The 26267-nt window shown below is 67.4% G+C and carries 25 protein-coding genes; 16 read left to right on the top strand and 9 right to left on the bottom strand.

Annotation, left to right across the window (positions count from 1 at the left end; genetic code table 11):
• The first annotated feature begins 164 nt into the window (after window positions 1–164).
• The 3 genes from FVF75_RS15065 (at window position 165) to FVF75_RS15055 (ending at window position 3751) form a co-directional block, all read left to right on the top strand.
• The gene (locus FVF75_RS15065) at window positions 165–1310 is read left to right on the top strand and encodes a phosphoserine transaminase (RefSeq protein WP_148379489.1); all 1146 of its coding nucleotides are present in this window, start codon (window positions 165–167) and stop codon (window positions 1308–1310) included.
• 42 nt (window positions 1311–1352) lie between these two features.
• Window positions 1353–2945: a phosphoglycerate dehydrogenase gene (serA, locus tag FVF75_RS15060; protein WP_148379487.1), complete on the top strand. Its 1593-nt coding sequence runs from the start codon at window positions 1353–1355 to the stop codon at window positions 2943–2945.
• Between the two features lie 74 nt (window positions 2946–3019).
• The gene (locus tag FVF75_RS15055; RefSeq protein ID WP_148379484.1) at window positions 3020–3751 is read left to right on the top strand and encodes a metallophosphoesterase; all 732 of its coding nucleotides are present in this window, start codon (window positions 3020–3022) and stop codon (window positions 3749–3751) included.
• Between the two features lie 13 nt (window positions 3752–3764).
• Here the strand turns inward: FVF75_RS15055 and FVF75_RS15050 are convergent, their stop codons facing one another.
• The 5 genes from FVF75_RS15050 to FVF75_RS15030 all read right to left on the bottom strand — a co-directional run bounded on the left by FVF75_RS15050 (window position 3765) and on the right by FVF75_RS15030 (window position 8535).
• Entirely contained in the window at window positions 3765–4118 is a 354-nt protein-coding gene (locus FVF75_RS15050; protein WP_148379482.1) for an MliC family protein, read from the bottom strand.
• Window positions 4119–4283: 165 nt separating this feature from the next.
• Window positions 4284–6434: a polyribonucleotide nucleotidyltransferase gene (gene pnp / locus FVF75_RS15045; protein ID WP_148379480.1), complete on the bottom strand. Its 2151-nt coding sequence runs from the start codon at window positions 6432–6434 to the stop codon at window positions 4284–4286.
• A gap of 559 nt (window positions 6435–6993) precedes the next feature.
• Window positions 6994–7578, bottom strand: coding sequence for a DoxX family protein (locus FVF75_RS15040; protein ID WP_148379478.1), 585 nt, complete (start codon window positions 7576–7578; stop codon window positions 6994–6996).
• Window positions 7579–7844: 266 nt separating this feature from the next.
• On the bottom strand, window positions 7845–8114 hold the full coding sequence (rpsO, locus tag FVF75_RS15035) for a 30S ribosomal protein S15 (RefSeq protein WP_148379476.1): 270 nt from the start codon (window positions 8112–8114) through the stop codon (window positions 7845–7847).
• Between the two features lie 133 nt (window positions 8115–8247).
• Window positions 8248–8535 carry a DUF5665 domain-containing protein gene (locus tag FVF75_RS15030; protein ID WP_148379474.1) on the bottom strand — a complete coding sequence of 96 codons (288 nt, stop codon included), beginning with the start codon at window positions 8533–8535 and terminating at the stop codon, window positions 8248–8250.
• Between the two features lie 235 nt (window positions 8536–8770).
• Between FVF75_RS15030 and FVF75_RS15025 the strand changes: the two genes are divergently transcribed.
• The 4 genes from FVF75_RS15025 to FVF75_RS15005 all read left to right on the top strand — a co-directional run bounded on the left by FVF75_RS15025 (window position 8771) and on the right by FVF75_RS15005 (window position 13040).
• The gene (locus FVF75_RS15025; RefSeq protein WP_166129127.1) at window positions 8771–10504 is read left to right on the top strand and encodes an FAD-dependent oxidoreductase; all 1734 of its coding nucleotides are present in this window, start codon (window positions 8771–8773) and stop codon (window positions 10502–10504) included.
• A 71-nt stretch (window positions 10505–10575) separates the two neighbouring features.
• The gene (locus tag FVF75_RS15020) at window positions 10576–10977 is read left to right on the top strand and encodes a hypothetical protein (RefSeq protein ID WP_148379471.1); all 402 of its coding nucleotides are present in this window, start codon (window positions 10576–10578) and stop codon (window positions 10975–10977) included.
• Window positions 10970–11557 carry an alpha/beta hydrolase gene (locus FVF75_RS15015; protein ID WP_148379469.1) on the top strand — a complete coding sequence of 196 codons (588 nt, stop codon included), beginning with the start codon at window positions 10970–10972 and terminating at the stop codon, window positions 11555–11557. Before FVF75_RS15020 ends, FVF75_RS15015 begins: the two co-directional genes overlap by 8 nt.
• 109 nt (window positions 11558–11666) lie before the next feature.
• On the top strand, window positions 11667–13040 hold the full coding sequence (locus FVF75_RS15005; RefSeq protein ID WP_187393090.1) for a calcium-binding protein: 1374 nt from the start codon (window positions 11667–11669) through the stop codon (window positions 13038–13040).
• A 29-nt stretch (window positions 13041–13069) separates the two neighbouring features.
• Here the strand turns inward: FVF75_RS15005 and FVF75_RS15000 are convergent, their stop codons facing one another.
• Window positions 13070–13576, bottom strand: coding sequence for a DUF1643 domain-containing protein (locus FVF75_RS15000; RefSeq protein ID WP_148379465.1), 507 nt, complete (start codon window positions 13574–13576; stop codon window positions 13070–13072).
• Between the two features lie 94 nt (window positions 13577–13670).
• Between FVF75_RS15000 and deoA the strand changes: the two genes are divergently transcribed.
• Window positions 13671–14975 carry a thymidine phosphorylase gene (gene deoA / locus FVF75_RS14995; protein WP_148379463.1) on the top strand — a complete coding sequence of 435 codons (1305 nt, stop codon included), beginning with the start codon at window positions 13671–13673 and terminating at the stop codon, window positions 14973–14975.
• An 11-nt stretch (window positions 14976–14986) separates the two neighbouring features.
• Here deoA and truB read toward each other — a convergent pair whose 3' ends face one another.
• Together truB and rbfA are read right to left on the bottom strand one after the other, a co-directional pair.
• Window positions 14987–15892 (bottom strand): tRNA pseudouridine(55) synthase TruB, encoded by a 906-nt coding sequence (gene truB, locus FVF75_RS14990; protein WP_148379461.1) that lies wholly within the window; start codon window positions 15890–15892, stop codon window positions 14987–14989.
• Window positions 15892–16323 (bottom strand): 30S ribosome-binding factor RbfA, encoded by a 432-nt coding sequence (gene rbfA / locus FVF75_RS14985; RefSeq protein WP_148379459.1) that lies wholly within the window; start codon window positions 16321–16323, stop codon window positions 15892–15894. The genes truB and rbfA overlap by 1 nt, the downstream gene beginning before the upstream one ends.
• 68 nt (window positions 16324–16391) lie before the next feature.
• Here rbfA and dapB point away from each other — a divergent pair, with 68 nt between their 5' ends.
• Entirely contained in the window at window positions 16392–17201 is an 810-nt protein-coding gene (dapB, locus tag FVF75_RS14980; RefSeq protein ID WP_148379457.1) for a 4-hydroxy-tetrahydrodipicolinate reductase, read from the top strand.
• Window positions 17202–17329: 128 nt separating this feature from the next.
• Here the strand turns inward: dapB and FVF75_RS14975 are convergent, their stop codons facing one another.
• The gene (locus FVF75_RS14975; RefSeq protein ID WP_148379455.1) at window positions 17330–17509 is read right to left on the bottom strand and encodes a DUF1674 domain-containing protein; all 180 of its coding nucleotides are present in this window, start codon (window positions 17507–17509) and stop codon (window positions 17330–17332) included.
• Between the two features lie 67 nt (window positions 17510–17576).
• Here FVF75_RS14975 and FVF75_RS14970 point away from each other — a divergent pair, with 67 nt between their 5' ends.
• The 7 genes from FVF75_RS14970 to FVF75_RS14940 all read left to right on the top strand — a co-directional run bounded on the left by FVF75_RS14970 (window position 17577) and on the right by FVF75_RS14940 (window position 26182).
• The gene (locus tag FVF75_RS14970; protein ID WP_148379453.1) at window positions 17577–18848 is read left to right on the top strand and encodes an RsmB/NOP family class I SAM-dependent RNA methyltransferase; all 1272 of its coding nucleotides are present in this window, start codon (window positions 17577–17579) and stop codon (window positions 18846–18848) included.
• A 195-nt stretch (window positions 18849–19043) separates the two neighbouring features.
• Window positions 19044–20753, top strand: coding sequence for a heparinase II/III family protein (locus FVF75_RS14965; RefSeq protein WP_148379452.1), 1710 nt, complete (start codon window positions 19044–19046; stop codon window positions 20751–20753).
• Between the two features lie 14 nt (window positions 20754–20767).
• Window positions 20768–22369: a bifunctional phosphoribosylaminoimidazolecarboxamide formyltransferase/IMP cyclohydrolase gene (gene purH / locus FVF75_RS14960; protein ID WP_187393089.1), complete on the top strand. Its 1602-nt coding sequence runs from the start codon at window positions 20768–20770 to the stop codon at window positions 22367–22369.
• A 3-nt stretch (window positions 22370–22372) separates the two neighbouring features.
• Window positions 22373–22855 (top strand): signal peptidase II, encoded by a 483-nt coding sequence (gene lspA / locus FVF75_RS14955; RefSeq protein WP_148379450.1) that lies wholly within the window; start codon window positions 22373–22375, stop codon window positions 22853–22855.
• Window positions 22856–22909: 54 nt separating this feature from the next.
• On the top strand, window positions 22910–23446 hold the full coding sequence (locus FVF75_RS14950; RefSeq protein ID WP_148379449.1) for a DUF3035 domain-containing protein: 537 nt from the start codon (window positions 22910–22912) through the stop codon (window positions 23444–23446).
• A gap of 88 nt (window positions 23447–23534) precedes the next feature.
• Window positions 23535–24878, top strand: coding sequence for a M16 family metallopeptidase (locus FVF75_RS14945; RefSeq protein WP_148379447.1), 1344 nt, complete (start codon window positions 23535–23537; stop codon window positions 24876–24878).
• Entirely contained in the window at window positions 24875–26182 is a 1308-nt protein-coding gene (locus FVF75_RS14940) for a M16 family metallopeptidase (RefSeq protein WP_148379444.1), read from the top strand. Before FVF75_RS14945 ends, FVF75_RS14940 begins: the two co-directional genes overlap by 4 nt.
• Window positions 26183–26267 lie beyond the last annotated feature (85 nt).

Genomic DNA, 26267 nt, shown 5'->3' with positions numbered 1-26267 from the left:
AATTGTGCCGATCGGAAACTCGCGCGCCGCCGGTGAACCGCACCGCCCCGAAATCCCGTCTTCGTGCCCGTTTGTCCCTATTGCCGTTCCTTCCGGCTCCGCGTATCCCGATCCGCGGGACACCCCTCCCCAACGAGGGGCGCATATCTGGAAGGATAGCACCAATGGTCAAACCGACTCCGGCTGCGCGGCCGGTCAATCCGCGTTTTTCGTCCGGCCCCTGTGCCAAACCCCCGACTTTCACCCTCGCCAGCCTGAAAGACGCGCCGCTTGGCCGTTCGCATCGCGCGCCCATCGGCAAGGCCAAGCTGGCCGCCGCCATCGACGGCACCCGCGAGATCCTGGGCGTCCCCGACGACTACCGCATCGGCATCGTTCCCGCCTCCGACACCGGCGCGGTCGAGATGGCGCTGTGGTCCATGCTGGGTGCGCGCGGGGTCGAGATGCTGGCCTGGGAAAGCTTCGGCGCCGGCTGGGTCACCGATGTGGCCAAGCAGCTCAAGCTCGACGCCGTGGTAAAAACCGCCGACTACGGCCAACTGCCCGACCTTGCCTCGGTCGACTTCGCCAATGACGTGGTGTTCACCTGGAACGGCACCACCAGCGGAGTGCGCGTGCCGGATGGCGACTGGATCGCCGCCGACCGCGAGGGGCTGACGATCTGCGACGCCACCTCCGCCGCCTTCGCCACCGACCTGCCGTGGGACAAGCTCGATGTGACCACCTTCTCCTGGCAAAAGGTGCTGGGCGGCGAGGGTGCGCATGGCATGCTGATCCTCAGCCCGCGTGCCGTGGAGCGGCTGGAAAGCTACACGCCGCCGTGGCCGCTGCCCAAGATCTTCCGGCTTACCAAGGGTGGCAAGCTGATCGAGGGCATTTTCCGGGGCGAGACCATCAACACCCCATCCATGCTGGCGGTCGAGGACTACCTCGTCGCGCTCGAATGGGCGCGCTCGGTCGGTGGGCTCAAGGGCCTGATCGCGCGGGCCGATGCCAACGCTGCAGCGGTGTTCGAGTTCTGCGACCGCCGCGACTGGATCGCCAACCTGGCCGAAGCCCCGGCGACGCGGTCCAACACCAGCGTCTGCCTGCGCTTTACCGACCCGCGCATCAGCGACGGTGCGGCCTTTGCCAAGGCGGTGGCCAGGCGGCTGGATGCCGAGGGCGTGGCCTTCGACATCGGCGCCTATCGCGACGCACCGCCGGGGCTGCGCATCTGGTGCGGCGGCACGGTGGAAACCACCGACCTTGCGGCGCTGATGCCCTGGCTCGACTGGGCCTTCGAGACCGAAATCGCGGCGCTGGCCTGACGGCCGCGCCCCCTTCCGACAAAATTCCAAAGGACCAATTTCATGGCCCCCAAAGTTCTCGTCTCCGACAAGCTCTCCGAAACCGCCATCCAGGTCTTTCGAAACCGCGGGATCGAGGTCGATTTTCGGCCCGACCTCGGCAAGGACAAGGAAAAGCTCCTCGAGGTGATCGGCGATTATGACGGCCTTGCCATCCGCTCGGCCACCAAGGTGACCGCCGACGTGATCGACAAGGCCACCAACCTCAAGGTCATCGGCCGAGCCGGCATCGGGGTCGACAATGTCGACATCCCCGCCGCCTCGCAAAAAGGCGTGATCGTGATGAACACGCCCTTCGGCAATTCGATCACCACCGCCGAACACGCCATCGCCATGATCATGGCCGTGGCCCGCCAGGTGCCCGAGGCCAACGCCTCGACCCAGGCCGGCAAGTGGGAGAAATCGCGCTTCATGGGGGTCGAGGTGACCGCCAAGACCCTGGGCGTGATCGGCTGCGGCAACATCGGCTCGATCGTCGCCGAGCGCGGCAAGGGCCTGAAGATGAAGGTCATCGCCTACGATCCCTTCCTGTCGCAGGAGCGCGCCGACAAGCTGGGGGTCGAGAAGGTCGATCTCGACACCCTGCTGGCGCGCGCCGATTTCATCACCCTGCACGTGCCGCTGACCGACAAGACCCGCAACATTCTGTCGGCGAAGAACATCGCCAAGACCCGGCGCGGTGTGCGTATCATCAACTGTGCGCGTGGCGGGCTGGTCGACGAGGCAGCCCTGGCCGAGGCGATCAGGTCGGGCCATGTCGCCGGCGCCGGGTTCGACGTGTTCGAGGTGGAACCGGCCACCGACAGCCCGCTGTTCGGCCTGCCCAACGTGGTCTGCACGCCGCATCTGGGCGCGGCCACCACCGAGGCGCAGGAAAACGTGGCCCTGCAAGTGGCCGAGCAGATGTCGGACTACCTGCTGGATGGGGCCGTGCAGAACGCGCTCAACATGCCCTCCGTCACCGCCGAAGAGGCCAAGGTGATGGGGCCGTGGATCAAGCTGGCCGGGCATCTGGGTGCCTTCATCGGCCAGTTGACCGATGAGCCGATCGAGGAGGTCAACATCCTGCTCGACGGTGTCGCCGCCGAGATGAACACCAAGGCGCTGGATTGTGCTGTGCTCGCCGGGCTGCTCAAGCCCGCCAACCCCGACGTGAACATGGTGTCCGCCCCGGTGATCGCCACCGATCGCGGCATCAAGACCTCGACCACCACGCAGGCCAGTTCCGGCGTGTTTCACGGCTATGTCAAGGTGACGGTCAAGACGGCGAAGCGCGAACGCTCCATCGCCGGCACCGTGTTCACCGATGGCAAGCCGCGGTTCATCCAGATCAAGGGCATCACCATCGACGCCGCCATCGGCCAGCACATGCTCTACACCACCAACCGGGACGAGCCGGGCATCATCGGCACATTGGGCGTGACGATGGGCAAGCACGGGGTGAACATCGCCAACTTCACCCTTGGCCGCAGCGAATCCGGCGGCGACGCCATTGCGCTGCTCTATGTCGATGGGCGGGTGGCCGACAACGTGCTCGAGGAACTGCGCCAGACCGGGCTGTTCCAACTGGTCGCGCCGCTGGAATTCGACGTCTGATCCGAACGGTCTTTGCAAGGGCCCCGGTGGAAACGCCGGGGCCTTCTTGCTATCTCGGGACCGAAGGAGCCACCATGCGCGCCTATGCCATCGGAGACATTCACGGCCATCGTTCAGGGCTGGAGCGGGCGCATCGCCTGATCGCGGCGGATCGCGACCGGGTGGGCGACAGCGCCGCCCCGGTCGTGCATATCGGCGATCTCTGCGATCGCGGGCCGGACACCAAGGGCGTGATCGACGTTCTGCTGACGGGGCTGGACCGGGGCGAACCCTGGGTCGTGCTCAAGGGCAACCATGACCGCATGATGCAGCGGTTTCTCGAAACGCCGCCGCGCCGCGATCCGGGTCTGCGCGCAGATCTTTCCTGGCTGCACCCCAACCTTGGCGGCCAGGGCACGCTTGCCTCCTATGGCGTCGATACCGGGGCCGATGCGGCCACCGTCCACCGCGCCGCCCTCGACCTCGTGCCGGAAACGCACCGCGCCTTCCTTGCCGGCCTGCCCACCTCGCACCGGCTTGGCGCGCTCTTCTTCTGCCATGCCGGCATCCGCCCCGGCGTGCCGCTCGAAGACCAGGTGGAGGACGACCTTCTGTGGATTCGCGGCGACTTCCTCAACTCCACCGCCGACCACGGCGCGCTGGTCGTCCACGGGCACACCCCGGTCGAGGTGGTCACCCACTACGGCAACCGCCTGAACATCGACACCGGCGCCGGTTATGGCGAACCGCTGAGCGCCGTTGTGCTGGAAGGGCGGCAGGCCTGGCTGCTGACGGAGGAGGGGCGGGCGCGGATCGTCCCGATCTAGCGGACCGCGCCGGTCACTCCTGATAGACGCACTCGGCCGTGTTGCCCTTTTCGAACTGGTTGGACAGCGTGGCGTCGCTGCCCTTGGTCCACCATTCATACGGACCGGACACATAACGTGCCCCCGACGCCGAGACCACGTTGACGAAAACCACCTCCTGCCCGTCGATCGGGATCAGCGCGAGGCTGTTGAGGCCGGCGTTGACATACTGGACGGAAAACGGCTCGCCGGCGTCACAGGTATAGCGCGCGGCGATCACGTCGCTGTCGGCATTGAGGTTCAGAACGACCGACAGCGTCGCTTCGGCAGCGGCCGGTGGGGCAAGGCCCGCGATGCAGAACAGGGTGATCCAGGCGTTCGGTTTCATGTGTCAGCCTCCTTGGTGATCATTTCACCTTATGGAAAAATGCGCGGTGTCGGAACATAAATCCTGCCGGGGCGGCATGACCGCGGCACGTTATGCCGTCACGCGGTCGACATCAAAGGGCCCCGGCGTTTCCACCGGGGCCCTCGTCTTGCAAACGTCCGTCGATTAGTCGTCGTCGTCTTTCTTCTTGCGATCCTCCGGCGGAAGTTCCTCGCCGGTTCCCTGGTCGACCATCTTCATCGCCAGCCGCACCTTGCCGCGGTCGTCGAAGCCCAGGAGCTTGACGTAGACTTCCTGGCCCTCTTTCAGCACGTCCGAGGGGTGGTTCAGGCGGCGGTTCTCGATCTGGCTGACATGCACCAGCCCGTCGCGCTTGCCAAAGAAGTTCACGAAGGCGCCGAAGTCGACGATCTTGACCACGGTGCCCTTGTAGACATGGCCTTCTTCCGGCTCGGCCACGATCGCGTGGATCATGTCGTGGGCCTTCTGGATCGCGTCGGCGTTGGGGCTGGCGATCTTGATCACGCCATCGTCGTTGATGTCGACCTTGGCGCCCGACACTTCCACGATCTCGCGGATCACCTTGCCGCCCGAACCGATCACTTCACGGATCTTGTCGGTGGGCACGGTCATCGTCTCGATGCGCGGAGCATGGGCCGAGAACTCCTGACGGCCAGCCGACAGGGCCTTGTTCATCTCGCCCAGGATGTGCAGCCGGCCTTCTTTCGCCTGCGCCAGCGCCTTCTCCATGATCTCCGGCGTGATGCCGGCGACCTTGATGTCCATCTGCAGCGAGGTGATGCCGTTCTCCGTGCCCGCGACCTTGAAGTCCATGTCGCCGAGGTGATCCTCGTCGCCCAGAATGTCGGTCAGCACGGCGTAGGAGCCATCTTCCTCGAGGATCAGGCCCATCGCCACACCGGCCACCGGCGCCTTCAGCGGCACCGCCGCGTCCATCATCGACAGCGAACCGCCGCAGACCGAGGCCATCGAGGACGACCCGTTCGACTCGGTGATCTCCGAGACCACGCGGATGGTATAGGGGAAATCGGTCGCCGCCGGCAGAACCGCCTGCAACGCCCGCCACGCCAGCTTGCCGTGGCCGATTTCGCGGCGTCCGGTAAAGCCGAAGCGGCCCACTTCGCCGACCGAGTAGGGCGGGAAGTTGTAGTGCAGCATGAAGTTCGACTTGTAGGTGCCGGTCAGCGCGTCGATCATCTGCTCGTCGTCGCCGGTGCCCAGCGTCGTGACCACCAGGCCCTGGGTCTCGCCCCGGGTGAACAGCGCTGAACCATGCGTGCGCGGCAGGATGCCCACTTCCGACTGGATCGGGCGCACGGTGTCCAGCGCACGGCCGTCGATCCGCTTGCCGGTCCTGACCACGTCGCCGCGCACCACGGCGCTTTCAAGCTGCTTCAGCGCGGTGCCGAGGTTTTCGTCGGCCAGTTGCTCTTCGCTCAGCGCCGCCTTGATCTCTTCCTTGGCCGCAGCCACGGCGGCAACGCGCTCCTGCTTGTCGGTGTTGGCATAGGCGGCGCGGATCTTGTCCTCGCCCGCCGCCTTCACGGCCGCGTAAAGCTCCGAGTAGTCGGGCGGCTGGAAGTCGAACGGCTCTTTTGCCGCGTCCTCGGCCAGCGAGATGATCAGGTCGATCACCGGCTGGATCTGCTCATGAGCAAAGTTGACCGCGCCCAGCATCTCGGCCTCGGACAGCTCGTAGGCTTCCGATTCCACCATCATCACCGCGTCCTTGGTGCCCGCGACCACCAGGTCGAGGCGCTGGTCGGGGTTCTCGCGCAGCTTGTGCATGTCGTCGCAGGTCGGGTTGAGGACGTATTCGCCATCCTCGTAGCCGACGCGGCAACCGGCGATCGGGCCCATGAACGGCGCGCCCGAGAGCGTCAGCGCCGCCGAGGCCGCGATCATCGCGACGATATCGGGGTCGTTGACCAGGTCGTGCGACAGCACGGTGCAGATCACCAGCACTTCGTTCTTGAAGCCGGGCGCGAACAGCGGGCGGATCGGACGGTCGATCAGACGCGAGGTCAGCGTCTCTTTTTCGGTCGGACGCGCCTCGCGCTTGAAGAAGCCGCCCGGGATCTTGCCGGCGGCATAGTATTTCTCGTTGTAGTGAACCGTGAGCGGGAAAAAGTCCTGGCCGGGCTTTTGTTCCTTGGCAAAGGTCACGTTGGCCATGACCGAGGTTTCGCCCAGCGTGGCAATGACCGAACCGTCAGCCTGGCGGGCGATCTTGCCGGTCTCGAGGGTAAGCGTCTCCTCACCCCATTCAATGGATTTCGTCGTCGTATTGAACATGTATCGTTTCCTGTATGGGAGCGCTCCCGGCCCTCCGGGTCTCCCGTTTTCATGGCGGCCCCATTGCCGCCGACCCCTCTCATCCATTTCGAGCGCCGGGGTCAGGGCGCCGCGTCTCAGATGCGCGGGCCATACAGCAAAAGGGGCGATGTGGAAAGGGGTTTGGCTTGCACGGGAAAACCCGAGCCGGGCTTGGCGCCGCCCTTCCCGAAACACCCCGGCCAGGATGACGCAACGCACGCATGGTTTCGCGCCCGTTAACCTTTTCCTGCGATAACCTCTCGCGTGCACGAAAGTGGTATCCGTGTCTCAAGCCCGGCCTAGCAAACCGGACAAGAGGCAGCCGGGACACCTAAGACCACCTGATGAAGGTGCAGGCGAGGCTCTGCGCCCGGCGAAGGAACACTTGCCCCTAGGCGGGCCCGCCACTTTACCCCTTGTGAGTATGTGAGCGAACAAACCTCAGACACCCTGCCGGGAGACACCCCGCGCGGGGCGTTCGGCGTTGGCATCGGCGAAAGGAAGGTCGTGCGGGGCCGATCGCCCCGCCCGGAAAGTCTCAGAACTCGCGCTTCATCAGCATCCGGTCGACGGAATACGTCCCGCCGCCCAGCGCCGCGATGATCGCGGCCCCCGCAGTCCAGAACAGCGAGGCATACTCGGCCTTGAGCTGCACCCCGGTCGGCCCGGCCAGGAACGCGGCCCCGCCATCGGCCAGCAGCCGCCGTTGGCCCGCCGGCGTCAGAAGCTCCTTGTTCTCGTTCAGATAGGCGATTCCCTCGGCGGTCAGGAAGGCGTCACCATAGGGGTTCGCGGCATGGTACCAGTAGGTGATCAGCAGGATGATGGCGCTGACCAGCGCCGCCGGACGGGTCAGGAAGCCGAACATGATGAACAGCCCGCCGAAGAAGTTGGCGAAGGCCAGCAGCGGCGAGAACAGCCAGCCGGGCGCAAAGCCGATCATCTCGACGAAGCCCGACATCGCCATCGGGTTCATGATCTTGTCCCAGCCGTTCAGCGCGAACAAGCCGCCGATGATGATGCGAAAGGCCAGCCATCCGACCGGCTGCGCGAAGTAGGCGTAGAAGCCGGACAGGAAGGGCAGAAAGAGGCGTTCCCGCGGTGTGTCGAATTGCTGTGGCATGGTGTGTCCGTCCCCTTGTTGAACCCGGAACCCGGGCCTGAAAGCTTGTAAACGCTAACATGCCACAGAAACCCGGCAGGTGCGACATCTTCGCGCGAATTCGTGCAACAATCACAATGCGCGCGCCGGGAAAAACCATATGACGAACGTCAAATGCCGCCCGGTGCCGGACCCGGACGCAGACACGAAAACGCCCGCGCCTTGCGGCACGGGCGGGTCGGAATTCATCGTCGGCCCGGCGCTGCGACGGCAGCGCGGCCCCAGCCCTAGCGGCGGATGCCCAGGCGCTTGATCAGGTCCTGGTAACGGCCTTCGTCCTTGCCCTTGAGATAGTCCAGCAGCTTGCGGCGCTGGGCCACCATCATCAGAAGGCCACGGCGCGAGTGGTTGTCCTTCTTGTGGGTCTTGAAATGCTCGGTCAGCGTCGCGATGCGCGAGGTCAGGATCGCCACCTGGACTTCCGGCGAACCGGTGTCGCCGTCCTTGGTCGCGTATTCCTTCATCAGCCGGGTCTTTTCTTCGGCGGTAATCGACATCGGGGTCTCCTTTGAGGTTCGAGTGGATGGCGCAGGCCGGGATGTCGTCCAGCACAGGCCCGTGGAGATGCCGCGGCTCATCCGCGGATGCGGGCGGATAGGAAATCCCGGCGTGAAAGTAAAGCGAAATCGGTCAGCGCGGCCCCGGCGGGTCGATCTGGTCGATGATCTCCTGCGCCCAGTCGCCGATCACCGGGATGAAGTCGATGGTGCTGAGCGCCCAGACCAGCGCCGAGATCAGGATCGACGCCCCCAGCACCGAGCCCAACCCGAAGGCAAGCCCCCGCGCCAGCCCCATCAGCATCACCCGCTTGAGGGTGCGCTCGTTCTGAAACAGCTTCTGCTCGTTCAGCCGCTCGACCTCGGCCCTGACGGCGCGAAGCTCGTCCAGCAGCGCGGCTTGTCCGGTCTCGTCCTGCATCGGCGTCTCCCTTCGTCCTCGCCCTGACGCTAACGCAGGTGCGGGGGCACGCGAAAGCCCCGGCGCCCGTGCCTTTGGCGAATGCGCCGCGTGCGGGTAATTTTCTGTCTTGAAAATAAATAATTGACAGGCGCGTTGAATTTTCCACATCTCATATGTAGGATTTGAGAAAGCCATTTGGCGGTCGCACCGACACGATATGTGTCGCTGTCGCACGATCTGGAAGGAGCAAGCCATGACCAAGCACACAATGGACATCGAAGACGAGGCGCAAACCGCGACCGGGTCGCGCATCTCGCGGCGCAACTTCTTCAAGGCGGCGGCGGCCGGCACCTCGGGCGTGGCGCTTGGCGTCGTCACGGTCGGCTCGGCGGCGGCGCAGGACTGGAACGAGGAAACCGAAGTCGTGGTCGTCGGCTCCGGCGGCGCGGCGCTTGCGGCGGCGGTGGCCGCCCTGCGCAATGGCGCCAAGGTCAACATCTACGAAAAAGGCCCGGTGCCCGGTGGCACCACCGGAAAATCGGGCGGGGCGTTCTGGGTTCCCAACAACCCCTACATGCAGGAAATGGGCCTCGAAGACCCGCGCGACGACGCCATCCGCTACATGGCCCGCCTTGCCTATCCGCACCTCTACCGCGAGGATGACGCGCAGTTCGGCATGTCGCAGCACACCTACGACCTGCTGGCGGCGTTCTACGACAACGGCGCGCGGGTGACCAGGACGCTGAGCGAATCCGGCGCGATGGGGTCGCTGATGGCGATCTCGTGGGATGGTGAACCGGCGCCGGATTACTTCGCCCACCTGCCGGAAAACAAGGCCCCCAACGGGCGCACCGTCAACCCGTCCGATGGCGAAGGCGGGTCCGGCTACGGCGCCCACATGATCGGCCAGCTTGCCGCCTTCTGCGAGGCCCAGGGCGCGCCCGTCATCACCGAAAGCCAGGTCACCAAGATCGTCCTCGATGACGACCGCAACGTCATCGGCGTCGAGGTCACCGACTATGACGGCGCGCGCATGATCCGCGCCACCAAGGGGGTGATCTTCGGCACCGGCGGTTTCACCCAGAACGCCGAGATGCGCGACAACTACCTGCGGGTTCCGGTGTTCGGCGGCTGTGCCGTTCCGACCAACCAGGGCGACCTGGTGAACATGGCGATCGAGATCGGCGCCAAGCTCGGCAACATGAACGAGGCCTGGCACCAGCAGGAAGTGCTGGAAGAAGTGCTGGAGTTCTCGTCCGTCCCCTCCGGCACATGGTTCCTGGGCGGCGACAGCATGATCGCGGTCAACAAGTATGGCCACCGGCTCTATGACGAGAAGTTCGTCTATAACGAGCGCACCCGCACCCACCTGACCTGGGACGCGGTCAAGGGCGAGTATACCAACCTCTACCAGTTCATGATCTTCGACGATCACGCCATCGAATACGGCGGCATGCTGATGCCGCCGCCGGGTGCGGAAATGCCCTCCTACATCATCAAGGGCGAAACGCTGGAGGAGCTGGCCGCCAACATCGACGCGCGCCTTGCCAGCCTCAACGACCGTATCGGGCATCACCGGCTGGCCGATACCTTCCTCGACACGCTCAAGGGCACCATCGAGCGCTTCAACGGCTTTGCCGAGACCGGCAAGGATCTGGATTTCAACCGCGGCGAACAGCCCATCGACAAGCACTTCCATAAGCCCGGCGCCAACAACGACAAGCCCAACCCGTGGATGTATCCGATCACCGGCAGCGGGCCGTATTACGCCATCATCCTGTCGGCGGGCACGCTGGACACCAAGGGCGGTCCGGTCACCACCGCCGATGGCCAGGTGGTCGATGTCAACGACCGGCCCATCAACGGTCTCTACGCCGTCGGCAACTGCATGGCGTCACCCACCGGGCAGGCCTATTTCGGGGCCGGCGGCACCTTGGGTCCGGCGCTGACCTTCGGCTTCATGGCCGGCGAGCACGCCACCAGTTGATCAGGTCACGCGCGGCGGGCGCCGGATGCACGCCCGCCGCGGTTTCAATAAAGGTTCTGCCCATGTCTCGAATGTTCGCAGCCGCGTTCGGCGGCTTCCTGACTCTTTGTGCGCCCGCCACCGTGTTCGCGGGCGACACCGACACCGACGCCTGCGTCGAGGCCTGGAAGGCCGACGTGCAGCGCATGGTCAATTCGCGCTGCGTCACCTGCCACCAGAATGCCGCCCCCGCCGGCAACCTCAGCCTGCAACGCGGCACCGCCCCCGGCAGCCTGATCGACCAGCCCAGCGACCAGTCCGAGCTTGTCTATGTCAAACCCGGCTCGCTCGAGGACAGCTACCTGTTTCGCAAGCTCGAAGGCACCCATCTCGAGGCCGGCGGGTCCGGCCAGCGGATGCCGCTTGGCGGGTCGCTGTCCGAGAGCGATCTTGCCATCATCGAAACCTGGATCACGGGGTGCGCCGGTGAATGACCCGTACCGCGGCCCCCTGATCATCTGGAAGACCGGCCAGCAAGGGGCCGAACCGGTCCTGCTCATGCACGACCGTTTCCAGGACGAGGGCGAGCTTGCGGCACTGGCCGACAGCCTTGGCCAAGACCGCCAGGCGGTGCGCGTGCGCAGCCCCCGCACCCAGATGGAAGACACCCGGATCAAGGGCTATTACTGGTTCTTCGGCCCGCCCGAACGCCCCGAGCTTTCGACCCTTGGCGATGGCCTGTTCCACCTCGAAACGCTGATCCTGCACCTCGCCGACGCCAGCCCCAGCGGCAAGCTCGCGCTTGTCGGCAAGGGCGAAGGCGGGGTGATGGCGCTGATCCTGGCCCAGGTCTGGCCCGAGCGGATCAGCCGCGTTGTCTCGATCGACGGCGGCCTGCCCGACAACAGCGCAAGCTTTCCGGTCGACCTCAAACCCGCACCCGGCCTGCCCGCGCTTCTGGTTCGCCAGACCGGCGATCTTGCCGCCACCGCCACCGCGCTGACCGCGAACGGCTGGGCCGTGGAGAGCAGCGACGACCCGGCGCGCATCACCGGGTTCCTGTCGCTGGCGTGAGCGTCGATGGAACATGGTAAACGCCCGCAATAGATAGAATTTTTGGCACTATCCTTTTCGTGGAACCTGCCCCGCGTGGTATTTATCGGGCCGCAATCGGGGTAGGGTCATGGTCTTTGCGCTCCTGTTTCTGGGGTTGTTGCCCATCATGTTTTTCGGTGAGGTCTTTCCCGAGACCGCCACGGACGACGAGTCCGATGACGCCGGCGCGCCCGACGCCGATCCGGGCAATATCGAGACCGCTGGCGATTTCCTCGACGCCATCGACCCGGGGGGCGCCACCGGCACCGAATTTGGCCTGACCGACGCCCCCGATCCCGCCGCGCCCGTCACCGACGACGAAGCGCCGACCGGCCCGGGCCTGGACCCCGACGATATTCTGGCGCCCGTCGAAGACGATGAGCCGCCCGCAGACCCCGATCCGGTCGACCCCGATGAAGTGCTTTCTCCGATCGAAGACCCCGCCGACGAATTCGCCATCGAGGGCGACGGATCGTTCCTGCAGCAGATGCTGGCGGGCGAGAGTGATTCGGATGCCGGTGTCGGCTTTCTCGGCACGCAGATTCACCTGACCGACGACATCCACCTGACCGGCGGCGACGACAGCCATGCCGAACCCGATGACGGGCAGCCCGGCAATGGCGACGGCATCCTCGCCACCTGGGACGGCACCCCGATGCTGCGCGGCGACGACCCGGTCACGGTGATCGACGGCGGCGCGGGCGACGACCGGATCGCGGCGGGCGACGGCGCGGCCTATGTCTTCGGCGGCGATGGCGACGACACCTTGTCGGCGGGCGATGGTGTCTCGGCGCTGTTCGGCGGCGCCGGCGCGGACACTCTGACCGGAAGCGACACGGCCACCACCGCCTGGCTCGATGGCGGCGATGGCGATGACGTGCTGCTCGGCGGCGCGGCGGACGAGGTGCTGTCGGGCGGTGCCCATGCGGCGGGCGACGAGGGCGTCGGGGACGACGACTTCATCGACGGCGGCGGCGGCGACGACCTGATTCGCGGCGGTTTCGGCGCCGACACGCTCCGGGGCGGCGATGGCGACGACGTGATCGACCACCTCGGCCGCGCCGAACAGGACATCGGGTGGGAGCGGCACGACTTCGGCTGGCATATCGACGACGACAGTGACCAGCTCGATGGCGGCGACGGTGACGACCTATTGATCATGGACCGCGCCGACACCGCCACCGGCGGCACCGGCAACGATACCTTCTGGGTCTATTTCGACGGAGCCTCCGGCAGCGGCGCGGCGGAGATCACCGATTTCTCGGTCGGGCAGGATTTCCTGCGCATCTCGCTGAACCCCGCCATCAACCACGGCGACGCCGCGCTGGTCGTCGGCCCCAGCGGGGACGGCCAGGATGCGGTGGTCACGATCAACGGCCAGACCGTCGCGCTGCTGCGCGGCGCCCCGGGCGCCAGCGCCGGGGATGTCTATGTCGAGGTGGCCGAAAACGTCTTTGGCTGAGCGCGCCGCGTGTCACGCATCCAACGCGCCTACCCCCAGATCTCCGGCTGTTTCGTATAGGCGATGTAGAGCGGGTGTTTCGGATGCCCCGCCTTGCTCAGCCCGAGGTGCCACAGCGGCAACCCGGTGCCGCGCAGCAGGGTCTCGACCGCTGGCCCGCGCCCCAGATGCGCCCCATGCGTGCCCCAGGCGCAGATGATCCGGTCGGCCCAGGGCGCACTTTCCAGGATCGCCGCGTCGTTTCCGGGCCCCACCGGGTCCGCCGCCGCCCGCATCCGGCGCGGATCGGTGTCGCGCCAGGCAAAGATGTTGGCCACCCGGAACGCCCCGAAGCCCAGCGCCCGCGCCCGCCGCTCGCAGCGTTCCACGGTCGGATCGTTCTGCACCTCGGTCGCGGTCGAGGGGTTCAGCATCACGAACAGCGCCCGCCGCCCGCCCGCATCCCAGGTCCGCGTCAGTAGGTAGCGGTAACGCTCGCAATCGGAATAGACCGCCACCGAGGGCGCGTCGTCCTTGATATGCTCACGGATGATCATGCGCGGGTTGTGGCCGCAACCGCCCGGATTGGCAAGTCGCGGCGCTTGCGGTTCTTGCCCGTTCGGTCAAACTGCTCCCAACCGAGGAGGGCCAATGCTGATTTCCGAAATCATCCGCGCCAAGCGCGACGGCGACACCCTGAACGCCGACCAGATCGCCGCCATGGTCGAAGGCATCTCCACGGGCGCTGCCAGCGAAGGCCAGGTGGCCGCCTTCGCCATGGCGGTGTTTTTCCGCGGCATGGACCACGCCGAAGCCGCCGCGCTGACCCTGGCGATGCGCGATTCGGGCGATGTCTTTGCCTGGGACCTGCCCGGCCCGGTGATCGACAAGCACTCGACCGGCGGCGTCGGCGACAACGTGTCCCTGATGCTCGCGCCCATCGTCGCGGCCTCTGGCGGCTATGTCCCGATGATCTCGGGCCGGGGGCTGGGCCACACCGGCGGCACGCTCGACAAGATGGACACGATCCCGGGCTATGTCAGCCAGCCCAGCAACACCCTGTTTCGCCGCGTCGTGGCCGAGACCGGCTGCGCCATCATCGGCCAGACCGCGGCCCTCGCCCCGGCGGACAAGCGGTTCTACGGCATCCGCGACGTGACCGCGACGGTCGAGAGCGTGCCGCTGATCACCGCCTCGATCCTGTCCAAGAAGCTTGCCGCCGGGCTGGGCGGGCTGGTGATGGACGTGAAATGCGGCAACGGCGCCTTCATGGACGACCTCGCCCGCGCGGTGGAACTGGCCGAGAGCCTGACCGGCGTGGCGCGCGAGGCCGGGCTGGCCTGCAACGCGCTGATCACCGACATGAACCAGCCGCTGGCCAGTGCGGCGGGCAATGCGGTCGAGGTCGCCAACGCGGTCGATTTCCTGACCGGCGCGCACCGCGATGCCCGGCTTGAGGCGGTCACCCTTGCGCTGGCGGGCGAGATGCTGGCGCTGGCCGGGCTGGCCCCTGACCGCGCCGCCGGGCTGAAACAGGCCACCAAGGCCCTGGAGTCCGGCGCCGCCGTCGAGGTCTTTGGCCGCATGGTCACGGCGCTGGGAGGCCCGGCCGATTTCGTCGAGGCACATGCAAGCCACCTGGCCCGCGCGCACCTGACCCGCCCGGTGCCCGCGCCCGAGGCCGGGCATGTCGCCGCCATCCAGACCCGCCAGATCGGCCTTGCCGTGGTCGAGCTTGGCGGCGGGCGGCGGGTCGCCAGCGATGCGGTCAATCCCGCGGTCGGGCTGACCGGGCTGGTCGATCTGGGGGTCGAGGTGGCAAAGGGCGATCCGCTCTGCCTGATCCACGCCGACAGCGACGAAGCGGCGGACGCGGCCCAGGCGCGGGTGCTTGCGGCCTATTCGATCGGCGCCGCGCAATCCGTGCCGGACCCGGTGATCCAGATCATCGCCTGAGCCGCGCCGACCTACTGGTTGAACACCCGGCTGGGATGCAATTCGCCGGCGCGGTAGATGCCCACCGCCACCGCCTTGCCCTCGTGCGACGCCCAGGCCTCGTCGCCATATTCCGCGTCCGAGGTGATCACCATGCCGGGGTTGCCATGGCGCAACTTGGCCGCGCCTTCGGCAGTGCAGCGAAGTTCCGGCAGATCGTCCAGCCCGTCCTCGAGCGGGCGCAAGAGATCGTCGATCTCAGGCGTGCGCGCCAACTCCTCGATCCGCTCCATGCTCACGCCATCCTCGGCGTCGAACGGTCCCGACCAGATCCGGCGCAACTCCGCGACATGGCCGAAACAGCCCAGCGCCTCGCCCAGGTCACGGGCAATCGCGCGCACGTAGCCGCCCTTGCCGCAGGTCATTTCCAGCACGACATGATCGGGATCGGGCCGCGCGACCATCACCAGCTCCTCGACCCACAGCGGGCGCGCGGCGATCTCGAAATCCTCGTCGTCGCGGGCCAGCTCGTAGGCGCGCTCGCCGTCGATCTTGACCGCCGAGAACTTCGGCGGCACCTGCATGATGTCGCCGGTGAAGGCGCCCAGCGCCGCCACGATCTCACCGTCCGTTGGCCGCGCGTCCGAGGTCGCGGTGATCTCGCCCTCGGTGTCGTCGGTGTTGGTCGCCTGCCCCAGCCGCACCGTGAAGCGATAGGCCTTGAGCGCATCGGTGATGTAGGGAACCGTCTTGGTCGCCTCGCCCAGCGCCACCGCCAGCACCCCGGTCGCCTCGGGGTCGAGCGTGCCGGCGTGCCCGGCCTTTTTCGCCTCGAACGCCCAGCGCACCTTGTTCACCACGGCGTTGGAGGTGATGCCCTTGGGCTTGTCCACCACCAGCCAGCCGTGAACGTCACGGCCCTTCTTGCGTCGCGCCATTACTCGTCCCCATCACCATCGGGGCCGCCTGCGCCGTCACCCTCGATGTCGCGCCGCACCCGTTCGTCGGCAAACAGCCGCCGGGTCTCGTCAAGCTGGTCGAAGGTCTGGTCGATGACAAAGCGCAGGTCGGGCGTGGTCTTGAGCTTGGTCACCTTGCCGACCGCGCGGCGCAACTCGCCCTTGTTGCGGGCCAGCGCCTTGATCGCCGCCTCGGGGTTCTTGCCGCCCAGCGGCAGAACGTGGACGGTGGCGATGCTCAGGTCCGCTGTGGTGCGCACCTCGCCCACGGTGATCGACATGCGGTTGAGGTCGGGGTCATGGATCTGCCCCCGCATCAGCACATCCGACAGGGTGCGCCGGATCAACTCGCCGACGCGAAGCTGGCGCTGCGACGGGCCTTCGGAGGTATGAGAACGGTTCTTTGCCATGGCGGCCATGTATGCCCGATTGCCCCAGCAGGCAACAGGGCTTAGGACGGAGAAAACAGGAGATGACGATGAGCGACACACCGGGGATCGTGGTGAATGGCGCATCGGGCCGGATGGGCCGGATGCTGGTCGGCCTGGTGGCCGAAAGCCCGGCGGCAAGACTGGTCGGCGCATTGGAGCATCCGGGGCACGACTGGATCGGGCAGGACATCGGCGAGGCCATGGGCAGGCCCGAGCTGGGCGTGCGCGTCAGCGACGATCCGCTCGAGGCGATGGCCAAGGCCCAGGCGGTGATCGACTTCACCACCCCCGCTGCCACCACGGCGCTGGCCGACCTCGCCGCCCAGGCCCGCGCGGTGCACGTGATCGGCACCACCGGGCTGACGGACGAGGACATCGCGCATATCGATACCGCCGCGCGCCATGCCATCATCGTGCGCGCCGGCAACATGAGCCTTGGCGTCAACCTCTTGGTGCAACTGACGAAAAAGGTCGCCGCCGCGCTGGACGACGCCTTCGACATCGAGATCGTCGAGGCCCACCACAAGCACAAGGTCGACGCCCCCTCTGGCACCGCCATGATGCTGGGCGAAGCCGCCGCCGAAGGCCGTGGCGTGGCGCTGGCCCGGGTCGCGGACCGGGGCCGCGACGGCATCACCGGCGAGCGCACCGATGGTCACATCGGCTTTTCCGCGATCCGGGGCGGCGACATCGTGGGCGAACATGACGTGATCTTCGCGGGCCAGGGCGAACGCATCGTCCTGCGCCACCTCGCCACCGACCGCGCGATCTTTGCCCGCGGCGCGCTCAAGGCCGCGCTCTGGGGGATCGGGCGCAAACCGGGGCATTACGACATGATGGACGTGCTCGGCCTCTGACCGACCGTCCCTTCATCTTGGTCCAAATACTCCGGGGGGAGTTCGGTTTGCCTGCAAACCGGACGATGGGGGCAGCGCCCCCAGCAATCAATCCTGCGCGCCGCAGGCGCACCGCTTGGCAACGCCGGTCAGAAATCGACCGCGATGCCCTTCTTTTCCCAATCACCAAAGCGCACGGGCTCCGGCCCGTCGCGTCCGCCCAGTTCGGTCGGCATCGCCTTATCCTTGGCCGCCTTGCGCCGCTCCTCGGCCTCGGCCAGCGCGCGCCTGGCTTCGGGGGGCAGGTCCGGGTTGATCTTGTCGCTCATGGCAGGTTTCCTTGTGCTCTGGCGATGATATAGGCCGCCGTGGCGGCAATGGCAAAGGACAGGGCGCATGGCGGGCGACGCAACGAGACCGCGCAAGGTGGCGGTCGACCTGATGGGCGACGTGATCGAGGATCGCCGGCTTTTGTCCGAAGCACTGCCGCGCCGGGTCGACCGCCTGGCGCCCGAGGACCGCGCGCGCGCCCAGAGGCTGGCGGTGATGGCGCTCAGGGTGGCGGACCGGGCCGACCGGATGCTCGGCCCGCACCTGACCCGGCGCCCGTCCCCCCGGGTGATGAACATCCTGCGCCTTGGCACCGCCGAGATCTGCGAGGCGGGCGAGGCCGCGCATGGCGTGGTCAATTCGGCGGTCGAGATCGCGCGCGCCGACAAGAAGACCGCCGGGCTGGCCGGGCTGGTCAACGCGGTTCTGCGCAAGGTGGCAGAGGACGCCGGCAAGTGGCCCGGCCTGCCGGTGCCGCGCCTGCCGAAATGGCTGCGCAAGCCGCTGGTGGACGATTACGGCAAGGCGGCGGTCGAGGCGATGGAGGCCGCGCATTACGCCGGTGCGCCGCTCGACCTGACCGCCAAGGGCGATCCGGCGGCGCTGGCCGCGGCGGTCGGGGGGGAACTGCTGCCGACCGGCTCGGTCCGGCTGGCGGCGGGCGCGCAGGTCACGGCGCTGCCGGGGTTTCAGGCCGGCGACTGGTGGGTGCAGGACGCCGCCGCGGCGCTGCCGGCGCAGGTTCTCGGGGCCGGGCCGGGCGAGGCGGTGCTCGATCTTTGCGCCGCGCCGGGCGGCAAGACCATGCAACTGGCCGCCGCCGGGGCGGATGTCACCGCCGTCGATATTTCCGAGGGCCGGATGGCGCGGCTGGCGGAAAACCTGGCCCGCGCCGGGCTGGCCGCCGACACCGTCACCGCCGATGCGCTGACCTTCGAGGGCGGGCCCTATGATGCCATCCTGCTCGACGCGCCGTGCAGCGCCACCGGCACCATCCGCCGCCACCCGGACCTGCCGCACGCCAAGGACGGCAGCGAGTTTCCGGGGCTGTTTGCGCTGCAGGAAAAGCTGATCGACCACGCGCTTGGCCTGTTGCGGCCCGGCGGGCGGCTGGTGTTCTGCACCTGCAGCCTGCTGATCGACGAGGGCGAGGAACAACTGCGCGACGCGCTGGCCCGCCATCCCGGCCTTGCCGTCGACCGCGCCGCGCTGGCGCGTCCGGGCATCGAGCCCGGGTGGATCGGGCCGGAGGGCGGGCTGCGGCTGCGCCCGGATTACTGGGCCGACCGGGGCGGCATGGACGGCTTTTTCATCGCCTGCCTCGTCAAGCCCGCCTGACGCGAAGGGTCGGGGCGAGACCTTGCCGGTTTCCCGACCGGGGCCATTCACGACCAGCTTTAGGCCATGACTCGCCCCGGCCACCGCGGTAGGATGCGCGCCAAGACCCCGACAAGGGACAAGGTCACAGCCAATTCGAGCCGAGGCAGCCCCGTGCCACGACATGATCCATGGTCCGCGCGCCGAACGCGCTGGATGAACCGCTGGCACGCGCGCCGGGCGGCGCGGGCGCGTCCGCCGACCGGCTTTGTCTCGCAGCCCGAACCCCGCACCATCGGAAGCTATGCCAAGGGCCGGCAACTGGTGGCCGGCAACATCCTTCTGGCCGGACACCTGGTGCAGGCGCCCGATCGGATGATCTGGGACGTGGCCCCGCCCACGTCGGCCTTTTCCGAGGCGCTGCACGGGTTTGGCTGGATGGATGACCTGGCCGCCCTGGGCGACCGCGCCGCGCGCGAGCGGGCACAGACCTGGACGGCAGGCTGGATCGAGCGTTATGGCCGCGGCACCGGGCCGGGCTGGACGCCGGACCTGACCGGCCGGCGGCTGATCCGCTGGATCAACCATGCGCTGTTCGTGATGTCGGGGCAGGACGCCGACGCATCGCAGGCGTTCTTTCGTTCGCTGGGTCAGCAGACCATCTTTCTGTCGCGGCGCTGGCCGGTGGCCTCGCCCGGCCTGCCCCGGTTCGAGGCGCTGACCGGGCTGATCTATGCCGGGTTGTCCTTGACCGGGATGGAGCATCACGTCGCCCCGGCGATGCAGGGTTTGTCGCGCGAATGCCGCCAGCAGATCGACGCCGAGGGTGGTATCCCGACCCGCAACCCCGAGGAACTGCTCGAGGTCTTCACGCTCTTGAACTGGGCCTCGCTGGCGCTGGCCGAGAGCGGGCGAATGGCTCAGGCCGAACACCTGGCCGCGATCGAGCGGATCGCGCCCACGCTGCGCGCGCTGCGCCATGCCGATGGCGGGCTGGCGCGGTTTCACGGCGGCGGGCGCGGGGCCGAGGGGCGGCTGGACCAGGCGCTGGCAACCTCGCGCGTCAGGGCCGGCACCAGCGCCGGGCTGGCGATGGGCTATGCCAGGCTGTCGGGCGGGCGCACCACGCTGATCATGGACGCCTCGCGCCCGCCGACGGGTGCGGCCTCGGCCAATGCCCATGCCTCGACGCTGGCGATCGAGGTGACATCGGGGCGCCGGCCGCTGATCGTCAGTTGCGGGTCGGGGGCCGAGTTCGGCGAGGACTGGCACAAGGCCGGGCGCGCGACGCCATCGCATTCGGTCATGGGGATCGACGGCCATTCCTCGTCCCGCCTTGGCGCCCCCCGGCGCACCGGCGCGGGCGAGCGGGCGCTGCTGGTGCGCACACCCGGCACGGTGCATGCCCAGGAACTGGTGGCCGAGGGCATGGTGGGGATCGTCGCAGGCCATGACGGCTATGTCCCCAGTCACGGGCTGGGCTACATGCGCCGGATCGAGATGCGCACGGACGGGCGCATGATCACCGGCGAGGAAACGCTGGCGGCGGTGTCGGACGATGAACAGCAACTGTTCGACCGGGCGCTGGCTGCGACCGGGCTGAACGGGTTGCGCTATGCCATCCGGTTTCATCTTCACCCCGATGTCGACGCGGCGCTGGACCTTGGCGGCACCGCGGTGTCGATGGCGCTGAGAAGCGGCGAGATCTGGGTGTTCCGCTATCGCGGCCTGGCCGATCTGAGCGTCGAGGCGGGGATCTACCTGGAAAAAGGCCGGCTCAAGCCGCGTGCGGCGAAACAGGTGGTTCTATCCGGCGCCGCGATGGATTATGCGACCCGCATCGGCTGGTCGCTGGCCAAGGCGCAGGACACGCCCATCGGGCTGCGCGACCTGGTGCGCGACGGGCCGGCCGGGCTGCCAGACTGATCAAGGGACACATGATGACCGACACTTCCCACACCCATATGCCGGTGCGCCGCGCGCTGATTTCCGTTTCCGACAAGACCGGGCTGACCGATCTGGGCCGCGCGCTGGTGCAGCGCGGGGTCGAGATCCTGTCGACCGGCGGCTCGGCCAAGGCGCTGCGCGAGGCCGGTGTGGCGGTGACCGACGTGGCCGAGGTGACGGGCTTTCCCGAGATGATGGATGGTCGGGTCAAGACGCTGCACCCGATGGTGCATGGCGGGCTTCTGGCGCTGCGCGACAATCCCGACCATTTGGCGGCGATGGAGGCGCACGGCATCGGCCCGATCGACCTCTTGGTCGTCAACCTCTACCCGTTCGAGGCGGCGCTGGCGCGTGGGGCGGATTATGACGAGATGATCGAGAACATCGACATCGGCGGCCCGGCGATGATTCGCGCCGCGGCCAAGAACCATGCTTTCGTCACCACCGTGGTGGATGTCGAGGACTATGAGAAACTGCTGGGCGACATGGACCAGCATGATGGCGCGACCTGTCCGAAGTTCCGCCGCAAGCTGGCCCAGATCGCCTATGCCCGCACCGGCGCCTATGACGCGGCGGTGTCGACCTGGCTGGCGGGCGCCATCGGCGTCGAGACGCCGCGCCGCCGCGTCGTGGCCGGGCAGTTGGCGCAAGGCCTGCGTTACGGCGAGAACCCGCATCAGAAGGCGGCGTTCTACACCGACGGCTCGGCCCGGCCCGGGGTCGCGACGGCGGTGCAGCATCAGGGCAAGGAACTGAGCTACAACAACATCAACGACACCGATGCGGCGTTCGAGCTGTTGGCGGAGTTCGCGCCCGAGGACGGCCCGGCGGTGGCGATCATCAAGCACGCCAACCCCTGCGGCGTGGCGCGGGGCGAAACGCTGCTGGAGGCCTACCGGAAGGCGTTCGACTGCGACCGCACCAGCGCGTTCGGCGGCATCGTGGCGCTGAACATGCCGCTGGATGAAGAGACCGCGCGGGCGATTGTGGAAATCTTCACCGAAGTGGTCATTGCGCCGGGGGCGTCGGACGGGGCCAAGGCGGTTTTCGCGGCGAAAAAGAACCTGCGGCTTCTGACCACCGAAGGTCTGCCCGACGCGCGCGCGGGCGGGGCGACGATCCGGCAGGTCGCGGGCGGATACCTGTTTCAGGACAAGGACAACGGCTATGTCGATCGCGACGATCTGAAGGTCGTGACGAAGAAAGCGCCGAGCGAGGCGCAGATGCGTGACCTGATGTTCGCCTGGAAAGTGGCCAAGCACGTGAAGTCCAATGCCATCGTCTACGTAAAGGACGCCGCCACCGTGGGCGTGGGCGCCGGGCAGATGAGCCGGGTCGATTCGGCCAACATCGCCGCGATCAAGGCGGGGCGGATGGCGAAGGAGCTTGGGCTGGCCGACAGCCCGGCGGTCGGCTCGGCGGTGGCGTCGGATGCGTTCTTTCCGTTTCCCGACGGGCTGATGGAGGCGGCCGCGGCGGGCGCGACCTGCGTGATCCAGCCCGGCGGCTCGATGCGCGACGACGAGGTCATCGCGGCCGCCGACGAGGCCGGGCTTGCCATGGTCTTCACCCGCATGCGGCACTTCAGGCACTAGGGCATGCGCATCCTGGCCATAACCGCGGCGGTGATCTTCGCGCTGGATCAGCTTTTGAAACTGGTGGTGGTGCAGGTCATGGACCTGGCCAACCGGGGCGAGATCGACGTTCTGCCGCCGTTTCTCAACCTGCGCATGGCGTGGAACCGGGGGGTGAACTTCGGGCTGCTGTCATCGAATGCCGACGTGACCCGCTGGGCGCTGATCTTCGTCGCGCTGGTGATCACCTTCTGGGTCATCTGGTGGGTCCGGCGCGAGACGATGCGGCCCATCGCGCTGGTCTCGGCGGGGCTGCTGGTGGGCGGTGCGCTGGGCAACGTGATCGACCGGATCATCTATGGCGCGGTGGCGGATTTTCTGAACATGTCATGCTGCGGCTGGCGCAATCCGTGGTCGTTCAACCTGGCCGATGTGGCGATCTTTGCGGGGGCCATCGGGCTGGCTTTGTTTTCCGGTGCGGGCAAAAGCGGTGACAAGACCCCGTGACGCGCCGAATCTTATGAGTTAAAGAGAATGCGAACCTGGGTGAAGGAGGCGTCGATGCGAGGCGTTCGCGGCAGATTGATCCTGGCTGTTGTCGGCCTGGCGGCGCTGACCGCCTGTGATAGCTCGGATGAACCGGAGCTGATGAACATCCGCACCGATACCCCGGATGAGTTCTCGATTCTTCCGACCAAGCCGCTCGAGGCGCCCGAGACCTATGCGGCGCTGCCCACCCCCACGCCGGGCGCGGGCAATCTGGTCGATCCCAACCCGCGCGGCGACGCGGTGGCGGCGCTGGGCGGCAACCCCGAGAGGCTGGAACGCGGCAACATCAACCCGGGCGAACAGACGCTGATCGCCTATGCCACCCGTTACGGCGTGCCGGGCGACATTCGTTCGGTGCTGGCCGCCGAAGACCTCGAATGGCGCAAGGCCAACAATGGCCGGCTGCTGGAGCGGCTGTTCAACGTCAACGTCTATTATTCGAGCTACAAGCCGATGTCGCTGGACCAGCACATGGAGCTTGAACGGCTGCGCGCCAAGGGCATCTGGACCCCGACCGCGCCGCCCGACCCGGAAGTGAAGGTCGAGTAACCCCAATCTCCACGATCACAAGCCCGCGCGCGCGCCTTGCCCTGCCCGCGCAAAGGGTTAGCTTTGCCCGGATCACGGAGGTTTTTCCATGCGCCTGATACTGATGCCGCTCGTCCTCGTGGCGGGCCTGCTGACCACACCCGCACAGGCGGCGGGCGAGGTCACGGATTACACGCTGGACAACGGCATGGAGGTGGTGGTGATCGAGGATCATCGCGCGCCGGTCGTGGTCCACATGGTCTGGTATCGCACCGGATCGGCGGACGAGCCGCCGCGCAAGTCGGGCATCGCGCATTTCCTCGAACACCTGATGTTCAAGGGCACCGACAACATGGAACCGGGCGAGCTCAGCCGCGTGGTCGAGGCCAATGGCGGATCGGACAACGCCTTCACCTCGTCCGACTACACCGCCTATTACCAGCGCGTCGCCGCCGACCGGCTGGGCCTGATGATGCGCATGGAGGCCGACCGGATGCGCGACCTGGTGCTGTCCGAGGAGGACGTGGCCACCGAGCGCGACGTGATCCTCGAGGAACGCGCCACCCGCACCGACAGCGAACCGGCGGCGCTGTTTCGCGAGGAATTGCGCGCCGCCCTCTATCGCAACCACCCCTATGGCACGCCCAACATCGGCTGGCGCCACGAGATCGCGGCGCTGGACCGCGACGACGCGCTGGCGTTCTATCGCCGCTACTACGCGCCCAACAACGCGGTGCTGGTGGTGGCGGGCGATGTCGAACCCGAGGCGGTGCTTGCGCTGGCCCGCGAACACTACGGCCCGCTGGTCCCGACCGAGGGGCTCGAGGCACGGGTGCGCCCGCAGGAACCGCCCTCGCGCGCGCCGCTGCGGCTGACCTATGCCGATCCGCGCGTCGCCCAGCCCTACCTGATTCGCAGCTACCTGGCGCCGGAGCGTGACAGCGGCGATCAGGAAAAGGCCGCCGCCCTGGTCTATCTGGCCGAGGTGCTGGGCGGGTCGGGCGCGACCTCGGTGCTGGGCCGGGCGCTGGAGTACGACAGCCAGATCGCGGTGCATACCAGCGCCGGTTACGGCGCGACCTCGCTGGACACGACCAGCTTCGGGCTGGTGGTTGTGCCGGCCGACGGGGTGAGCCTGGATGAGGCCGAGGCGGCGATGGACGCGACACTGGCCGAGTTCATGGAGACCGGCGTCGATCCCGAGCAGTTCGCGCGAATCCAGATGCAGATCCGGGCCTCCGAGATCTACGCGCTGGACGACGTGGGCGATATTGCGGACCGCTATGGGCGGGCGCTGACCTCGGGGCTGAACGTGGCCGATGTCGAGGCATGGCCCGAGGTGTTGCAGGCGGTGACGCCCGAGGACGTGATGGCGGTTGCCGCCGAAGTGCTGGACGAACGGCGGTCGGTGACCGGCTGGCTGGTGACCGAGGACGGAGAGGGCGCGCAATGAAACACCTGTTGCTGGTGCTGTTCTGCCTGATCGCCCTGCCGGCGCGGGCCGAGGTCGAGATACAGGAAATCACCTCGCCCGGCGGCATCGACGCCTGGCTGGTCGAGGAGCATTCGATCCCCTTCGTGGCGCTGGAGCTGCGGTTTCGCGGCGGCGCATCGCTCGATGCGCCCGGCAAGCGCGGCGCGATCAACCTGATGACCGGGCTGCTCGAGGAAGGCGCGGGCGAGATGGACGCGCGCGCCTTTGCCGAGGCGCGCGAGGCGCTGGCGGCAAGCTACCGCTTCAACGTGGGCGATGACAGCCTGTCGGTCTCGGCGCGGTTTCTGACCGAGAACCGGGACGCGGCGGTGGACCTGTTGCGGCTGGCGCTGGTCGAGCCGCGGTTCGATGCCGACGCGGTCGAGCGGGTGCGCGCCCAGGTCATGTCCAGCCTGAAAAGCCGCGAAACCGACCCGGACGCGATTGCCTCGGACACCTTCAACCGGCTGGCCTATGGCGATCATCCCTACGGCTCGTACTACGCCGGCACCCTGGACAGCGTCGCGGCGCTGACCCGCGACGACGTGGTTGCGGCCAAGGCGCGGGTGCTGGCGCGCGACCGGGTCTATGTCGCCGCGGTGGGCGATATCGACGCCGAGGCGCTGGGCGCGCTGATCGACGAGGTGCTGGGCGGTCTGCCCGACACCGGCGCACCGATGCCGCAGGACACGAGCTTCGCCGCCACGCCGGGGGTGACGGTGGTGGAATTCGGCAGCCCGCAATCGGTGGCGATGTTCGGCCATGACGGCATCGGCATCGACGACCCGGATTTCTTCGCCGCCTTCATCCTCAACACCATTTTCGGCGGCAGCGGCTTCAACAGCCGGCTGATGGACGAGGTGCGCGAAAAACGCGGGCTGACCTATGGCATCCGCACCTACCTGATCGACGGGGATCATGCCAAGGCGATGCTGGGCATGGTCTCGACGGTCAATCCGCGCATGGCCGAGACCATTGCGGTGGTGCGGGACGAATGGGCCAGGATCGCGCGGGACGGGATCACGGCGGAGGAACTGGCAAAGGCCAAGACCTACCTGACCGGCGCCTATCCGCTGCGCTTTGACGGCAATGCGCCGATCGCGCGGATACTGGTGGGGATGCAGATGGACGGCTATCCGACCAGCTATGTCGCCACCCGAAACGACCGCATCGAGGCGGTGACGCTGGACGAGGCCAACCGGGTGGCGGCGCGGATCTATCGGCCCGACGAGTTGCGCTTTGTCGTGGTCGGGCAGCCCGAAGGGGTCGAGGCGACCGAGTGAGGCATCGACCGGGCGTTGCCCGGCCGACCCGCGCCGCGCTGACACGCGGCTGACTTTTTTGCCTCCGGCGGAGGTATTTCAACCA

Source organism: Maritimibacter fusiformis (genome assembly GCF_008086115.1).
GTDB lineage: Bacteria > Pseudomonadota > Alphaproteobacteria > Rhodobacterales > Rhodobacteraceae > Muriiphilus > Muriiphilus fusiformis.
Note: the sequence above shows the minus strand (reverse complement) of the source record. Positions and strands in the feature narration are given on the sequence as shown.

Bases quoted from the DNA above. Each gene is read 5' to 3' on its own strand.
- FVF75_RS15005 (WP_187393090.1), top strand. From the start codon at position 11,667: ATGGTCTTTGCGCTCCTGTTTCTGGGGTTGTTGCCCATCATGTTTTTC.
- FVF75_RS14950 (WP_148379449.1), top strand. From the start codon at position 22,910: ATGCGAGGCGTTCGCGGCAGATTGATCCTGGCTGTTGTCGGCCTGGCG.
- FVF75_RS15000 (WP_148379465.1), bottom strand. From the start codon at position 13,576: ATGATCATCCGTGAGCATATCAAGGACGACGCGCCCTCGGTGGCGGTC.
- dapB (WP_148379457.1), top strand. From the start codon at position 16,392: ATGAGCGACACACCGGGGATCGTGGTGAATGGCGCATCGGGCCGGATG.
- FVF75_RS15065 (WP_148379489.1), top strand. From the start codon at position 165: ATGGTCAAACCGACTCCGGCTGCGCGGCCGGTCAATCCGCGTTTTTCG.
- pnp (WP_148379480.1), bottom strand. From the start codon at position 6,434: ATGTTCAATACGACGACGAAATCCATTGAATGGGGTGAGGAGACGCTT.
- FVF75_RS15040 (WP_148379478.1), bottom strand. From the start codon at position 7,578: ATGCCACAGCAATTCGACACACCGCGGGAACGCCTCTTTCTGCCCTTC.
- rpsO (WP_148379476.1), bottom strand. From the start codon at position 8,114: ATGTCGATTACCGCCGAAGAAAAGACCCGGCTGATGAAGGAATACGCG.
- FVF75_RS14975 (WP_148379455.1), bottom strand. From the start codon at position 17,509: ATGAGCGACAAGATCAACCCGGACCTGCCCCCCGAAGCCAGGCGCGCG.
- FVF75_RS15055 (WP_148379484.1), top strand. From the start codon at position 3,020: ATGCGCGCCTATGCCATCGGAGACATTCACGGCCATCGTTCAGGGCTG.
- purH (WP_187393089.1), top strand. From the start codon at position 20,768: ATGACCGACACTTCCCACACCCATATGCCGGTGCGCCGCGCGCTGATT.
- FVF75_RS14945 (WP_148379447.1), top strand. From the start codon at position 23,535: ATGCGCCTGATACTGATGCCGCTCGTCCTCGTGGCGGGCCTGCTGACC.
- truB (WP_148379461.1), bottom strand. From the start codon at position 15,892: ATGGCGCGACGCAAGAAGGGCCGTGACGTTCACGGCTGGCTGGTGGTG.
- FVF75_RS15025 (WP_166129127.1), top strand. From the start codon at position 8,771: ATGACCAAGCACACAATGGACATCGAAGACGAGGCGCAAACCGCGACC.
- FVF75_RS15050 (WP_148379482.1), bottom strand. From the start codon at position 4,118: ATGAAACCGAACGCCTGGATCACCCTGTTCTGCATCGCGGGCCTTGCC.
- FVF75_RS15020 (WP_148379471.1), top strand. From the start codon at position 10,576: ATGTTCGCAGCCGCGTTCGGCGGCTTCCTGACTCTTTGTGCGCCCGCC.
- FVF75_RS14940 (WP_148379444.1), top strand. From the start codon at position 24,875: ATGAAACACCTGTTGCTGGTGCTGTTCTGCCTGATCGCCCTGCCGGCG.
- serA (WP_148379487.1), top strand. From the start codon at position 1,353: ATGGCCCCCAAAGTTCTCGTCTCCGACAAGCTCTCCGAAACCGCCATC.
- FVF75_RS14965 (WP_148379452.1), top strand. From the start codon at position 19,044: ATGAACCGCTGGCACGCGCGCCGGGCGGCGCGGGCGCGTCCGCCGACC.
- FVF75_RS14970 (WP_148379453.1), top strand. From the start codon at position 17,577: ATGGCGGGCGACGCAACGAGACCGCGCAAGGTGGCGGTCGACCTGATG.
- lspA (WP_148379450.1), top strand. From the start codon at position 22,373: ATGCGCATCCTGGCCATAACCGCGGCGGTGATCTTCGCGCTGGATCAG.
- deoA (WP_148379463.1), top strand. From the start codon at position 13,671: ATGCTGATTTCCGAAATCATCCGCGCCAAGCGCGACGGCGACACCCTG.
- rbfA (WP_148379459.1), bottom strand. From the start codon at position 16,323: ATGGCAAAGAACCGTTCTCATACCTCCGAAGGCCCGTCGCAGCGCCAG.
- FVF75_RS15030 (WP_148379474.1), bottom strand. From the start codon at position 8,535: ATGCAGGACGAGACCGGACAAGCCGCGCTGCTGGACGAGCTTCGCGCC.